This window comes from Rathayibacter sp. VKM Ac-2804, from assembly GCF_009866655.1.
GTDB lineage: Bacteria > Actinomycetota > Actinomycetes > Actinomycetales > Microbacteriaceae > Rathayibacter.
In genome coordinates, this window is sequence record NZ_CP047420.1 from 1 (window position 1) to 13,059 (window position 13,059).

Genomic DNA, 13,059 nt, shown 5'->3' on the forward strand with positions numbered 1-13,059 from the left:
GCGCGACAGCTCGCCGACGGCGCGGGCGGAGTCTCGGACGGGGCCCTCCAGCTCGCCGACGGCACCCGCTCGCTCGCCACCGGCCTCGACGCGGCCGTCGCCCAGCTGCCGACCTACACGGAGTCGGAGTCGCAGAACCTCGCCGACGTCGTCTCCGACCCGGTCGAGAACTCGAGTGGCACCAGCACGGACCTGTTCGGAGCGTCGAGCGTGCCGTTCTTCGCGACGATCGCGCTCTGGCTGGGCGCCCTCGCGACGTTCCTCGTGCTCGCCGCGTTCTCGCACCGCGCGCTGTCGTCGACCCGCTCCTCCGCGGCGCTGGCGCTGTCCTCCTACGTTCCGGCCCTCGTGATCGGACTCGTGCAGGGCCTCGCCGTCGCGATCGTGATGAGCGCCGTCGCGGGCCTCGACCTGGTGACCTGGTTCGGCTTCGCCGCGCTGGCGATGCTCGCGGGGGCATCCTTCGCCGCCGTGAACCAGGGCCTGGTCGCCCTGCTCGGCGGGCTCGGCCGCTTCGTCTCGATGGTCGCCGCGGTGATCGGCCTGGGCGCCGGCATCATCTCGACCGTCCCTGGCGTCTTCGACGACGCCCTCGGCTTCCTGCCGCTCTCCGCCGCGCAGAACGCGCTGGCCGGCGTGGTCGAGGGCACCGGCGGCGTCGCCGCCGCGGTCGTCGGCCTGCTGATCTGGCTGCTCTTCGGCCTCCTGCTGACCGTCGCCGCCATCGCCCGCCGCCGCGTCACCTCGGTCCGCGCCCTGACCCGCCCGGTCGAGGCGTAAGCCCTCCCCTCCGCGAGATGCCACTTGTGCACGCGACACGCCGTGTCGAGCGTGCACAAGTGGCATCTCGCGGGGATCTCGATACGCCCGCTCCGCGCGCTACTCGATCAGCATGCGGGGACGCCGCAGCCGTCAGTCCGCCGCGCCGCTCGCGATCTGCTCGTGGTGGTGGATGACCTCGGCGACGATGAAGCCGAGGAACTTCTCCGCGAAGGCCGGGTCGAGGTGCGCGTCCTCCGCCAGGGCCCGCAGCCGCGCGATCTGGCGCGACTCGCGCTCGAGGTCGGCGGGCGGCAGCCCGTGCGCCGCCTTCAGCCGCCCGACCTTCTGCGTGAACTTGAAGCGCTCGGCGAGCAGGTGGATCAGCGCCGCGTCGATGTTGTCGATGCTCTGACGGATCTGCTCGAGCTCGGCCAGCGCCTCGGCGTCCGACCCCTCGCGCGACGGTTCCTCGATCATGCCTCCGACCCTAACGGACCGGCACCGGACGACCCACGGCGGCACGACGAAGGCCCCCGCCCATCACGGGGCAGGGGCCTTCGAGGAGAAGGAGTGTCAGTCGACGATGTTGAGCACGACGTCGACGTTGCCGCGGGTGGCGTTCGAGTACGGGCACATGGTGTGCGCCTTCTCGGCGACGGCGTGCGCGTCCTCCGAGCTCGCCTTCGGCACGTGGATGTCCAGCTCGACCGCGAGGCCGAAGCCGCCGTCGTCGTTCTTGCCGATCGAGACGCTCGCCGACACCTGCGCGTCGGTGGTGTCGATCGAGAGCGCCTTGCCGGAGCCGTGCAGCGCGCTGAGGAAGCACGCGGCGAAGCCGGCGGCGAAGAGCTGCTCGGGGTTCGTGCCCTCGCCGGAGCCGCCGAGCTCCTGGGGCGGGCGGGTGTCGAGGTCGAGTCGGTCGTCCTCGGTGCGGACGTGGCCGTCGCGTCCTCCACCGGAGGCGTGGGCGATGGCGGTGTAGAGAGCATCCATCCCCCCATCACACCACTGCGCGGCCGGGAGCGGGGTGAGCGTCGGATGCACGTCCTCCCGACATCGCCTGCGCGCGCCGGGAGGGAACGGCGCCGGGACGCTCCGGCCCCGGGAATCGCCTCCGAACCGCCCCGTCCGGCCGTCAACCCCCTCCCGGCTCCCTCCCCCCGGGTGTGGCCTGGAGGCACGCACCCGGTGAGAGCCGGAGGACCACCGGCGACATCGCCGGCAGAAGGAGGAAGCATGCGCGCACTCACGTGGCAGGGCGTCGAGAAGGTCTCGGTCGAGACCGTCCCCGATCCCCGCATCCAGCAGCCGACGGACGCCATCGTCCGGATCACCTCGACCGCCATCTGCGGCTCGGACCTGCACCTGTACCGCCTGCTCGGCCCGTACCTCGACAAGGGCGACATCCTCGGCCACGAGCCGATGGGCGTCGTCGAGGAGGTCGGCGCGGGCATCACGAAGCTCAAGGTCGGCGACCGCGTCGTCGTCCCGTTCAACATCTCCTGCGGTGAGTGCTTCATGTGCCGCCGCGGACTGCAGTCGCAGTGCGAGACCACCCAGGTGACCGAGTACGGCTCCGGGGCCTCGCTCTTCGGCTACACGAAGATGTACGGCCAGGTCCCCGGCGGCCAGGCGGAGTTCCTCCGCGTGCCGCTCGCCGACTACAACACCGTCGTCGTCGGCACCGACCTGCCCGACGAGAACTACCTGTTCCTCAGCGACATCGTGCCGACGGCCTGGCAGGGCGTCGAGTACGCGAACGTGCCCGACGGCGGCTCGCTCGTCGTCTTCGGCCTCGGCCCGGTCGGCCAGTTCGCGGCCCGCATCGGCGCGCACAAGGGCTACCGCGTGCTGGCGGTCGACCCGGTCGCCGAGCGCCGCGCGATGGCCGCCCGCCACGGGATCGAGGTCTTCGACTTCACCGACGACATCAACGACCAGCTGCGCGACCTCACCGACGGCCGCGGCCCCGACTCCGTCGTCGACGCGGTCGGCATGGAGGCGCACGGCTCGCCGATGGGCTCGTTCGCCCAGACGGTGGCCGGGCTGCTGCCCGACCCGATCGCCCGGAAGGCGATGGACACGGTCGGAGTCGACCGGCTCGCCGCGGTCGTCTCCTCGCTCGACCTGGTGCGCCGCGGCGGCACGGTCTCGCTGAGCGGCGTCTACGGCGGCGAGGCCGACCCGCTGCCGCTGAAGTCGATGTTTGACAAGCAGATCACCCTGACCATGGGCCAGTGCAACGTGAAGCGCTGGATCGACGAGCTGCTGCCGCTGGTCGAGGACTCGAGCGACCCGCTCGGCGTGAACGACCTCGTCACCCACCGCGCCCCGCTCGAGGACGCCCCCGGCCTCTACGAGACCTTCCAGAAGAAGGAGGACGGCTGCATCAAGGTCGTCCTGCAGCCGTAGCGGGCGACGCCTCATGCTGATCGAGTAGCCGCGGTGCGCGGCGTATCGAGATCCACCCGCTCCATGGCGCCGGGTCTCGATACGCGCCTCCGGCGCTACTCGACCAGCATGGGGCGCACGCGCCGATGCGCGCGCGGCGACGCCTCATGCTGATCGAGTAGCCGCGGCACGCGGCGTATCGAGATCCCGCTTCCGGCGGGCGGGTCTCGGTACACGCCTCCCGCCCCGGACACGACGAAGGCGGCGTCCCCGAGGGGGCGCCGCCTGAGTCGTGGTGCGGGAAGACCTACTTGAAGACGTCCTTGATGTCCTCGCCGGTCTGCTTCGCGGAGGCCGAGGCCTGGTCCTTCTGGCCCTCGGCCTTCAGGCTGTCGTCGTTCTTGTGGTCGCCCAGGGCTTCCTTCGCCTTGCCGGCGATGTCCTGAGCGGCGTTCTTGATCTTGTCATCGAGCCCCATGGTGGTGCCTCCTTCGTGATCGTCGTGCGCTGAACTGTCACCCGAAGGTAGGAGCGCATTCTGCTCGTCGGCTGGGAGCGGGAAGGGGCTTGCCCGACCGCTCGCCGAGATGCCACGATCGTCGGTTGCCCGCGCTCGGAGCGTCCGGCGAGGGATCAGGTGGCGGGCGTCGCGGTGTCCGACGGCGCCGTCTGCGTGGGCTCCATCGTGGGCGTGGGGGTCGAGCCGTCGTCGGCGCTGGTCGGCACGGCGCTCCCTGACTGGTTCGGGGTCTGCGCGTCACCGGTGCAGCCGGCGAGCAGGCCGATGGTGAGGGCGGAGGCGCCGAGCGCGCCGAGGACGCGCACGGTGCGGGACGGTCGAGTGCGGAGCATGGGATGCCTTTCCGTGAGCGGAGACGGGGCGGTCGTGCCCCCGTCCCCCTCGACGCTAGGCAGCGCTGCGAGGGCCGGTAAGGGCTTGACGCCCCGGTCCACCGCATCGCGAGCCGACGTCCAGGAAGCGTCGACCGGGCCCCGGGCACGGATGCGCGTGATCGTACGCCCTCGCGCCGTCCGTCCGCTACGCCCTATCTCGGCGCACGGCGCACTGCCCAGACTGGCGACGCCGGCACGCAGACCACCACACCTCGATCCTGGAAGGGACAGACGATGTCGAACATCGATCCCGCTTCACCTCCGTTCGGAGACGGCGCGGCGAACGCCCGCGCCGCCGACCCCTCGTACGACAGCACCTACGACGCACCGCTCACCTCCGAGCCGTTCTCGTCGGACACGACGACCACCGACTCGACCTCCGGCGCGCACAGCGTGGCCGGGGGCACCTCGGGCAGCGTCTCGGACGCCGCCGGCTCCGCCAAGGAGAAGGCTGCTGAGACCGCGGGCGCCGCCAAGGAGCAGGCCGGCGCCGTCGCCGGCGACGCCAAGCAGGCCGCGGGCGACGTGCTCGCCACCGGCAAGGAGGAGGCCGCCAACGTCGCCCAGGAGGCGAAGGTGCAGGTCAAGGACCTCCTCGACCAGAGCCGCACCCAGCTCACGGAGCAGGCGCACGCCCAGAAGGAGAACGCCGCGAAGGGCGCCCGCGCCTTCAGCGACGACCTCACCGCACTCGCGAACGGCGAGGGCGGCGAGGGCAACGCCGCCGCGAAGCTCGTCTCGCAGGCCGCCGAGCGCGCCCAGGGCGTGGCGTCGTGGCTCGAGAGCCGCGACCCGTCCGAGCTGCTCGACGACGTCCGCTCGTTCGCGCGCCGCCGTCCGGGTGCGTTCATCCTCATCGCCGCCGCCACCGGCCTCGTCGCGGGACGCCTCGTGCGTGCGCTGACCGCCGAGGCGAAGGACGAGAAGGCCGCGACCGCGGACACCTCCGGACCCGAGTTCGCCGCTCCCGCAGCCGCCGACTACTCCGGTGGCGGCACGACGACGACCTCGTTCGACGAGCGCGGCGATTTCGCGCCGACCGAGCCCGTCGCCGACCCGCTGAGCACGCCGATCACGCCGGGCTACGACGGCTTCCCGAACGGGACCCGGCCGTGACCGACCCGCTGGGCGCGCATCGCGCCGCCGCAGAGCCGACGCCCGGAGAGCGCGCGGGCTCGACCTCCCTCGGCGATCTGCTCGGCGAGGTCTCCCGCGACCTCTCGACGCTGATCCGCCAGGAGATGGCGCTCGCCAAGGCCGAGCTCAAGGAGTCGGCCGGCAAGGCCGGGAAGGGTGCCGGACTCCTCGGCGGCGCGGGCTACGCGGCGCTGATGGCGGTGCTCTTCCTCTCGATCGCCCTCTGGTGGGCGCTCGGAACGCTGATCGGCAACGGCTGGTCGGGCGTGATCGTCGCCGTGATCTGGGGCGTCATCGCGGCGATCCTGTTCGCCGTCGGCCGCAAGAGCCTCAAGCAGGTCGACGGAGCGCCCGAGACGGTCGACTCCCTCAAGCAGATTCCCGAAACCCTCAAGCCGAACGGGGCAGGACGATGACGTACGACGCAGGACAGAACAAGACACCGGAGGAGATCCGGGCCGACATCGAGCGCACGCGCCTCGAACTCGGCGGCGACGTGGACGCGCTGGCCGAGAAGGTCAGCCCGAGCGCGATCGTCGACCGGCAGACCGACAAGGTCAAGGCCGCCGTCGGCTCCGTCCGCGACCGGGTGATGGGCTCGGCGCACGACGCCGGCGACTCGCTCTCCGGCACGGCCGGATCGGTGAAGAGCAAGGCGAACGGAAACCCCTTCGCGGTGGGCCTGATGGCCTTCGGCGCCGGGCTCCTGATCGCCTCGCTCATCCCCGCCTCGGACGCCGAGAAGGACGCGGCCGGCAAGGTCAAGGAGCAGGCGCAGCCCGTCGTCGACTCCGTGACCGGCGCCGCCAAGGACGTCGCGAGCGAGCTGCGCGAGCCGGCGCAGCAGGCCTTCGCCTCGGTGAAGGACACCGCGACCGACGCCGCGCAGAACGTCAAGGAGGCGGGGGGATCCGCCGCCGAGGACGTGAAGGACTCCGCCCGCGAGGCCAAGCACGCGGTGCAGGAGAACGTGACGCAGGACAGCGACCGCGCGTAACTTCCCCTCCCGCGAGATGCCACTTGTGTACGCCTGTCACGGCGTGTCGCGTACACAAGTGGCATCTCGCTGTCTGCGCGAGGGCGGGCGGGAATAGGGGGCGGGCCCGGGCGCTTCTGGGTCGTATGCGATCCATCGTCTACTCCCGCTCCGGTTCCTCCTCCGTCCTCTCGCTCGTCGACCGGGAGGCCGGCACGCCGGGCGCCGGCGAGGTGCGCGTGCGCGTCCTCGTCTCCGGCGTCAATCCGACCGACTGGAAGGCGCGCGCCGGTGGCGAGCCGCCCTTCGCCGAGGTCGTGCCGAACCAGGACGGCTCCGGCGTGATCGACGCCGTCGGCGAGGGCGTCGAGGGCCTCGCCGTGGGCGACCGCGTCTGGTTCTATCTGGCGGCCCACCAGCGGCCGACCGGCTCCGCGCAGGAGTCGACCGTCCTCGCCGCCGAGCACGTCGTGCGGCTGCCCGAGGGCGTCGACGCCGAGCTCGGAGCGAGCCTCGGCGTTCCCGCGATGACCGCGCACCGCGCCCTGACCGTGCACGAGGAGGGGCCCGCCCGCCTGGCTCCCGGTGCGCTCGCCGGCCGCACCGTCCTGGTGCAGGGCGGTGCGGGAGCGGTCGGCCACGCCGCGATCCAGCTCGCCGTCTGGGCCGGAGCGACCGTCATCGCCACGGTGAGCAGCGACGCGAAGGCGCGGCTCGCGGCGGCCGCCGGCGCGCAGCACGTCCTGCAGTACCCGGACGAGCAGCTCGCGGCGAAGATCCTGGAGATCGCCCCCGACGGCGTCCAGCAGATCGTCGAGGTCGCGCCGACGCAGAACGCCGCGCTCGACGTGGAGGTGCTCGCCAACCACGGCAGCATCGGCTACTACGCGAACAACAACGGCGACGACTTCTCGATCCCGATCGTGCCGAGCTTCGCCAAGAACGCCCGCTGGCAGGGCCTGCTGCTCTACACGGTCGGCGAGGCCCCGCTCCAGGCCGCAGCGGAGGACATCACCGCGGCCCTGCGCGACGGAGCCCTCCCCGTCGGCGAGGAGGCCGGCCTGCCGCTGACCTGGTTCCCGCTCGAGGAGACCGCCGCCGCCCACGACGCCGTCGAGAGCGGTGTGACGGGCAAGGTGCTCATCCGCGTCGCCGCGGAGTAGGGGCGGGGCGATGCCGAGCGGGCAGCCCCCGCGCGATCCATGCTGATCGAGTAGCCCTCGCAGAGTGCGTATCGAGATCCGCCGTCGTCCGGTGGTGGGTCTCGATACGCGCTGCGCGCTACTCGACCAGCATGGACCCGACAGCGCCGGTGCGGTCAGCCGCGCAGCGGCGGAGAGCCCGCGACCGTCGCGCGATCGGCGAGCCCGTCGAGCAGCTCGCGCAGCGCCTCCTCGGCCGTCGTCGTCGGCTCCCAGCCGAGCACGGTCCGCGCCCTCTCCGTCGACATCACCGGCGTGTTCGTGGCGATGTCGAGCCAGCCCGCATCGGTGCGCTGGAGCCGCAGGCGCCACGTCGCCGTGACGATCGAGCGGAGCAGCCCCGCCGGCACCGTCACGAGCCGCGCGCCGACGACGTCCGCGATCCGCTGCGGCGTGAGCACCGGCTCCGCGGCGACGTTGAACGCCCCGCCCGCCCGGCGATCGAGCGCCCGCCAGAACGCGTCCGCGACGTCGTCCGCGTGCACGCCCTGGAAGATCAGCGTCCGCGGCAGCGGCAGGATCGGGGGCCGGACCGCCCGCAGCCAGCGTGTGGGGTATCGCGGCCCGGCGAACAGCCCCGCGATCTCGGTCGCCGCGCCGCGCTGGAAGACCAGTCCCGGGCGCAGCCGGGTGAGCACGACCTCCGGGTGCTCCGTCTCGAACGCGTCCATCGCGCGCTCGTTCGCCGCCTTGTGCCGGCTGTACGTCGAGGTGTGCAGCCCGCCGGTCGGCCAGCTCTCGTCCACGCGCAGGCTCTTCGGCGCCGCGCTGTACGCGCCGACGGACGACGCCACCGCGACCTGCCCGACCCCGCTCGCCGCCGCGGCCGCCAGCACCGCCGCGGTGCCGCCGACGTCGACGAGGCGCTGGAACGGCTCGTCGTGGCTCGGCTGCAGCGCCCAGGCCAGGTGCACGACAGCGTCCACGCCGGCGAACGCCTCCCGCAGCTGACGCACGGCGTCGCTCGAGGCCACGTCGACCTCGTGCCAGCGCACGTCGCGGTACTCGTCCGCTCCGGGTCGCGGCTCGCGCCGGGCGATCCCGACGATCTCCTCCACCGACGCCTCCCGCCGGAGGCGCCTCAGCAGGGCCGTGCCCAGGTTGCCCGTCGCTCCGACGATCGCGATCCGCATGATGTCCCTCCGCGGGCGGCGTCCGCCGTCCTGGTCCCACGCTAGGCACCGCCTCCCCACCGCAGCAGCCGCTTGACACCCGTGGCCGGCTCGACCGCCTAGCCCACCCGACCGGCGCCGCGCACCCCCGCGCGTCGAGCCGGGCACCTGCCTAGCCTGGAGGGCATGCCCCGCCGCCCCCGCTCGTCCGCCCTGCGCCACGAGATCGACGGCATCGAGCTGCGCACCCTGGCGACCGGTCGCGCAGGCTCCGGCCGCACCTTCGTCCTGATCCACGGCATCGGGATGTCGCACCACACCTTCTCGACGCTCGCCGTCGCCCTCCGCGCGCACGGCCGCGTCGTCGCCGTCGACCTCGCGGGCTTCGGCGCCAACCGCTCGCCCCGCCGGCGCGTCGGCATCGCCGACCACGCCCGCCTCGTCGGGCGGGTGCTGGCGGAGCGCGGCGTCACCCGCGCGATCGTCGTCGGCCACTCGATGGGCGCTCAGGTGGCCGTCGAGCTGGCCGCCCGCGCACCCGGCTTCGTCGAGGGAGCGGTCCTGATCGGCCCGGTCGTCGACCCGCAGCGCCCCGGGGCGACGCGGCAGGGCCTCGCGCTCGCCCGCGACTGCCTCGGTGAGCCGCTCGGAGTCGACGCCCTGCTCTTCGCCGACTACGTCCGCGGCGGTCTCGCCTGGTACCTGCGCCAGCTGCCCGAGATGCTGCACTACCCGATCCAGCGGCGGCTGGCGGCGGTGACCCGGCCCGTGCTGATCGTGCGCGGGAAGGACGATCCGATCGCCACCCGGGACTGGTGCGAGCGCCTCCTCGCGCACGCCGCCGACGGGCGCCTGCTCGAGTTCGCCGGCTCCCGCCACGTGGTCCCCCGCACGCAGCCGGAGTCCCTCGCCCTCGCCCTGGCCTCCTTCGCCGCCGACGCCTCTCCCGCTCCCGTCCCCGCCGCGGTCCCCGCATGACGCACCTCGTCCGCGACGCCGTCTGGTGGATCCGCGACTACGCCTACGCCGTCGCCTGGCAGGTCCGCGCCTTCGTCTCGCGCCGCGCGCCCGACGACTACCTCGACGGCACCGAGCGGCCGATCGTGGTGCTGCCCGGGATCTGGGAGACCTGGGCCTTCCTCCGCCCGATCATCGACCCGCTGCACCGCCGCGGCCACCCGATGCACGTGCTGACCAGCCTCGGCTGGAACGGCCGCCCGGTCGCCCGCACCGCCGAGGACGTGGCCGCCTACCTCGCCGAGCACGACCTCCGCGACGTGGTGATCGTCGCGCACAGCAAGGGCGGGCTGATCGGCAAGTACGTGATGACCGAGCTCGACCCCGACGGCCGCGTCGACCGGATGGTCGCGGTGGCCACGCCGTTCGGCGGCTCGCGCTACGCGCCCTACCTGCTGCTGAAGAGCCTCCGCTCGTTCTCGCCCCGCGACGCGACGACCCTGCTGCTCTCGAGCCGGGCGGGTGCGAACGCGCGGATCACCTCGGTCTTCGGCCTCTTCGACCCGCACATCCCCGAGGGCAGCATGCTCGAGGGCGCCGTCAACGTGCGGATCGAGACCGGCGGCCACTTCCGGATCCTCAGCGACCCGGAGACGCTCGCGGCCGTCGTCGCGGCGGTCGACGCTCCTACGGGGCCGGCGGCGTGATCGTCTCGGCGTCGGCCGGGCAGTCGATGACCGAGACCCCGCCGCCGTCGGCGTCGTCGACCACGGCCCCGGCCGCGGCGAACGGCGCGCGGAAGCAGTAGGCCTCCGGCAGATCCGCGACGTCCGGGAAGGCCGCGGCGTCGACCGGCGTGCGGAACGACAGCGCCCCGAACTCGCCGCCCTCGCTCAGGGCGTCGTACGACTCGATGCCGATCAGGTCGACGCCCTCGACGGCCTGGTCGCTCGCGAGCCGCGCGTAGCCGAAGGCGTCGTCCTGCGGGCCGGCGAGGGCGGAGACCAGCGCGAGCACGCGGTCGCGGGACTCCTCGCGGGCCGCCACGTCGTTCGACGCGACCACCTCGGGGGCGGGGGCGGTGCAGCCCGCGAGCGCGAGCACCGCCAGGGCCGCGGCGATCGCCGGGGCCGGAGAGATCGCCCGACGCGGAGAGAGGGTCAGGGCCGGTCGGGTCCGCGTCAGCTTCACGCGACCGACCCTAGCCGCTGCCGGAGCGGCCGGCGCCGCCCGTAGCAACTGCTCCTCGCCCGGCGGAAGCCCCTCGGCGGCGAGGGCGGCGGAGCGGACGATGGAGGAATGAGCTCACCGAACAGCACGCGCCCGTCCGGCACCGGACCCCGCAGCACCGGACCGACCGAGCTCCTCCTCGTGCGCCACGGCGAGAGCGTCGCCAACATCGCCGCGAGCGCGGCCGAGGCGGAGGGCGCCCACGACATCGCCGTCGACCGGCGCGATCCCGACGTCGAGCTCTCCCCGGCCGGCCGGGAGCAGGCCCGCGCCCTCGGCCGCTGGCTCGCCGACGGCAACGCGCCCGTCGCCGCCTGGTCCTCGCCGTACCTCCGCGCGTCCTCGACCGCGCAGCTCGCCTTCGAGGAGGCGGGCCTGGACCTCGCGCCGCGCCTCGACGAGCGGCTCCGCGACCGCGACCTGGGCATCGCCGACCGCCTGACCACGGCGGGCTTCCGCGCGCGCTTCCCCGAGGAGGCGGCGCGGCGCGACTGGCTCGGCAAGTTCTACTACCGGCCGCCGGGCGGCGAGTCCTGGACCGACCTCGCCCAGCGCGTGCGCTCGTTCCTCGACCACCTCGATGTCGTCGCGCCGGCCGGGCCGGTCGCGCTGTTCTGCCACGACGCCGTCGTCCTGATCATCCGCTCCGTCTGCGAGGGCCTCACCGAGCGCGAGCTGCTCGACATCGGCAGGGCGACCCCGGTCGCGAACGCCTCCGTCACCCGGCTCGTCCGCGGCGGCGACGCCTGGACGCTCGAGCGCTTCAACGAGACCGCGCACCTCGAGGAGTCGAGCGCGCCGGTCACCCGCCACGACACCGGCGAGGACACCCCCGTCGACACCGCCGTCGACAGCGCCGAGGACGACCCGCGAGGAAGGACCGACTCATGAGCGAGACCCGGCACAGGAGCGAGACCGCGCACAGGAGCGCCGTCGTCGACCGCGCCCTGCTCGAACGGCGCTGGCCGCTGCCCGATCCCGCGAGCTCGAAGCACGCCCGCGGCGACGTGGTCGTGATCGGCGGAGCCCGCAAGACACCCGGAGCGGCGATCCTCGCGGGGATCTCGGCCCTGCGGGTCGGCGCCGGGCGGATCACCCTCTGCGTCGCCGAGTCCGTCGCCGCCGCGACCGCCGTGGCGCTCCCCGAGTGCGGCGTCGTGTCGCTCGAGGAGACGCGCGGCGGCTCGATCTCGGGTCGTGGGCTCTCCGCGCTCGAGGGCGAGCTGGGCAGCGCCGACGTCGCGCTGGTCGGCCCCGGACTCGACGACCCGAAGGCGACCACGGCGACGCTGCGCGCCCTCGCGCCGCTGCTCGCCGGCGTCCCCGCCGTCCATCTCGACGCCTTCCCGCTCGGGGTCCTCCCCGGGCAGCGCCGGGTCGCCCGGGCGCTCGCCGGCCGCCTGCTGCTCACGCCCAACACGGAGGAGGCCGCGCGGCTGCTCGGCTCCGAGGTGGACGACGTCGAGGCCGCCGCGATCGCCGTCGCGCGGCGCTACAGAGCGGTCGTCAGCCTCTTCAACGTCATCGCGGCACCCGACGGCGACGCCGTGCGCATCGAGGGCGAGCACCCCGGCCTCGCGACGGCGGGCAGCGGCGACGTCCTCGCGGGTGCGACGGCAGGCCTCCGGGCCCGCGGTCTCGACCCGCAGGGAGCGGCGGCGTGGGGAGCGTTCCTGCACACCGAGGCCGACTCGGTGCTGGTGCGGCGGCTCGGCCCGGCCGGCTACCTCGCCCGTGAGATCCCGGGCGAGTTCCCGGCGCTGCTCACGGGCTGACGCGCCCGGTCGGCCGGGAGGCGCGACTCAGCCCAGGAGGGTCACTGCCGGAGGGTCACTGGGCGACGTCGGCGACGGAGAACGCCACTCCCGGAGTGATCAGGATCGAGGTCTCGCGAGGCTGGCCCTCGCCCTGGTTGACGGTCAGCCAGCGCGACGCGGCGCCGTCGAGCGCCTTCTCGACGCTCGCGCGGACGTCCGCGGCCGTCGTGTCGTGCAGGCTGTAGGGGGTTCCGCCGTAGATCAGCTCGACGCGCTTCACAGCAGGCCCTCCTCGGTCTGGCGAGCACCGCCGTGCGGCTCCTCGCTGATGCGCAGACCGTGCGCGCTGTGCGAATCGGCCAGGAGCTGACGGATCCAGTCGGGGTTGATCGCCGGGGCGCGACCGCCGTGGTACTTGAAGCGCAGCGGGATCGCCGGGTGCAGCCAGATCGACGTCCGTCCGTCGCCGACGGACTGCGAGTCCTTCCACGAGAGGTAGAAGGACTCGTTGCGCGACAGCTTCGATCCGATGACGATCTGCAGGTGGGCGAGCAGGCGGTCGTCGAAGTCGGCTTCGAGAGTCGAGTCGTAGATCAATCGGCCCATGAGGGCGGTCTCCGTTCGCAGTGCAGTCCAGCCGG

General features: G+C 73.5%; 17 protein-coding genes and 1 pseudogene. 10 read left to right on the plus strand and 8 right to left on the minus strand.

Features of this window, described 5'->3' with window-relative positions; translation table 11 throughout:
• Positions 1-780: pseudogene (locus GTU73_RS00005) on the plus strand (hypothetical protein); the annotation flags it as partial.
• 132 nt (positions 781-912) lie between these two features.
• Here GTU73_RS00005 and GTU73_RS00010 read toward each other — a convergent pair.
• A complete protein-coding gene (locus tag GTU73_RS00010) occupies positions 913-1,239 on the minus strand; it encodes a chorismate mutase (protein ID WP_123447104.1) in 327 nt (108 codons plus the stop codon).
• 96 nt (positions 1,240-1,335) lie between these two features.
• Positions 1,336-1,755 carry an organic hydroperoxide resistance protein gene (locus GTU73_RS00015; protein ID WP_123705992.1) on the minus strand — a complete coding sequence of 140 codons (420 nt, stop codon included), beginning with the start codon at positions 1,753-1,755 and terminating at the stop codon, positions 1,336-1,338.
• 243 nt (positions 1,756-1,998) lie between these two features.
• Here GTU73_RS00015 and GTU73_RS00020 point away from each other — a divergent pair, with 243 nt between their 5' ends.
• Positions 1,999-3,174 (plus strand): zinc-dependent alcohol dehydrogenase, encoded by a 1,176-nt coding sequence (locus tag GTU73_RS00020; protein ID WP_160085869.1) that lies wholly within the window; start codon positions 1,999-2,001, stop codon positions 3,172-3,174.
• 286 nt (positions 3,175-3,460) lie between these two features.
• Here GTU73_RS00020 and GTU73_RS00025 read toward each other — a convergent pair whose 3' ends face one another.
• Positions 3,461-3,631 (minus strand): CsbD family protein, encoded by a 171-nt coding sequence (locus tag GTU73_RS00025; protein WP_123447107.1) that lies wholly within the window; start codon positions 3,629-3,631, stop codon positions 3,461-3,463.
• A 155-nt stretch (positions 3,632-3,786) separates the two neighbouring features.
• Entirely contained in the window at positions 3,787-4,005 is a 219-nt protein-coding gene (locus GTU73_RS00030; protein WP_160085871.1) for a hypothetical protein, read from the minus strand.
• 276 nt (positions 4,006-4,281) lie between these two features.
• Between GTU73_RS00030 and GTU73_RS00035 the strand changes: the two genes are divergently transcribed.
• From GTU73_RS00035 to GTU73_RS00050, 4 genes are all read left to right on the plus strand, one after another.
• Positions 4,282-5,163 carry a hypothetical protein gene (locus tag GTU73_RS00035; RefSeq protein ID WP_160085873.1) on the plus strand — a complete coding sequence of 294 codons (882 nt, stop codon included), beginning with the start codon at positions 4,282-4,284 and terminating at the stop codon, positions 5,161-5,163.
• Between the two features lie 8 nt (positions 5,164-5,171).
• Positions 5,172-5,600: a phage holin family protein gene (locus GTU73_RS00040; protein WP_160091143.1), complete on the plus strand. Its 429-nt coding sequence runs from the start codon at positions 5,172-5,174 to the stop codon at positions 5,598-5,600.
• A complete protein-coding gene (locus GTU73_RS00045; RefSeq protein ID WP_160085875.1) occupies positions 5,597-6,181 on the plus strand; it encodes a DUF3618 domain-containing protein in 585 nt (194 codons plus the stop codon). Before GTU73_RS00040 ends, GTU73_RS00045 begins: the two co-directional genes overlap by 4 nt.
• Positions 6,182-6,306: 125 nt before the next feature.
• Complete coding sequence (locus GTU73_RS00050; protein WP_160085877.1) at positions 6,307-7,323, plus strand: NADPH:quinone reductase; 1,017 nt, start codon at positions 6,307-6,309, stop codon at positions 7,321-7,323.
• A 155-nt stretch (positions 7,324-7,478) separates the two neighbouring features.
• On the opposite strand, the gene GTU73_RS00055 is transcribed toward GTU73_RS00050, so the two are convergent.
• Positions 7,479-8,495 (minus strand): NAD-dependent epimerase/dehydratase family protein, encoded by a 1,017-nt coding sequence (locus tag GTU73_RS00055; protein WP_160085879.1) that lies wholly within the window; start codon positions 8,493-8,495, stop codon positions 7,479-7,481.
• Between the two features lie 165 nt (positions 8,496-8,660).
• On the opposite strand from GTU73_RS00055, the gene GTU73_RS00060 reads away from it, so the two are divergent.
• Positions 8,661-9,452 (plus strand): alpha/beta hydrolase, encoded by a 792-nt coding sequence (locus GTU73_RS00060; RefSeq protein ID WP_160085881.1) that lies wholly within the window; start codon positions 8,661-8,663, stop codon positions 9,450-9,452.
• Positions 9,449-10,138 (plus strand): alpha/beta hydrolase, encoded by a 690-nt coding sequence (locus tag GTU73_RS00065; protein WP_160085883.1) that lies wholly within the window; start codon positions 9,449-9,451, stop codon positions 10,136-10,138. The genes GTU73_RS00060 and GTU73_RS00065 overlap by 4 nt, the downstream gene beginning before the upstream one ends.
• Here the strand turns inward: GTU73_RS00065 and GTU73_RS00070 are convergent.
• The gene (locus GTU73_RS00070) at positions 10,119-10,622 is read right to left on the minus strand and encodes a hypothetical protein (protein WP_160085885.1); all 504 of its coding nucleotides are present in this window, start codon (positions 10,620-10,622) and stop codon (positions 10,119-10,121) included. The genes GTU73_RS00065 and GTU73_RS00070 overlap by 20 nt on opposite strands.
• Positions 10,623-10,730: 108 nt before the next feature.
• On the opposite strand from GTU73_RS00070, the gene GTU73_RS00075 reads away from it, so the two are divergent.
• A complete protein-coding gene (locus GTU73_RS00075) occupies positions 10,731-11,552 on the plus strand; it encodes a histidine phosphatase family protein (RefSeq protein ID WP_160085887.1) in 822 nt (273 codons plus the stop codon).
• A complete protein-coding gene (locus GTU73_RS00080; protein ID WP_160085889.1) occupies positions 11,549-12,436 on the plus strand; it encodes an ADP/ATP-dependent (S)-NAD(P)H-hydrate dehydratase in 888 nt (295 codons plus the stop codon). The genes GTU73_RS00075 and GTU73_RS00080 overlap by 4 nt, the downstream gene beginning before the upstream one ends.
• Positions 12,437-12,491: 55 nt before the next feature.
• Here the strand turns inward: GTU73_RS00080 and GTU73_RS00085 are convergent, their stop codons facing one another.
• Entirely contained in the window at positions 12,492-12,698 is a 207-nt protein-coding gene (locus tag GTU73_RS00085; RefSeq protein ID WP_160085891.1) for a hypothetical protein, read from the minus strand.
• Positions 12,695-13,024, minus strand: coding sequence for an ATP-dependent DNA ligase (locus tag GTU73_RS00090; RefSeq protein ID WP_160085894.1), 330 nt, complete (start codon positions 13,022-13,024; stop codon positions 12,695-12,697). The genes GTU73_RS00085 and GTU73_RS00090 overlap by 4 nt, the downstream gene beginning before the upstream one ends.
• Positions 13,025-13,059 lie beyond the last annotated feature (35 nt).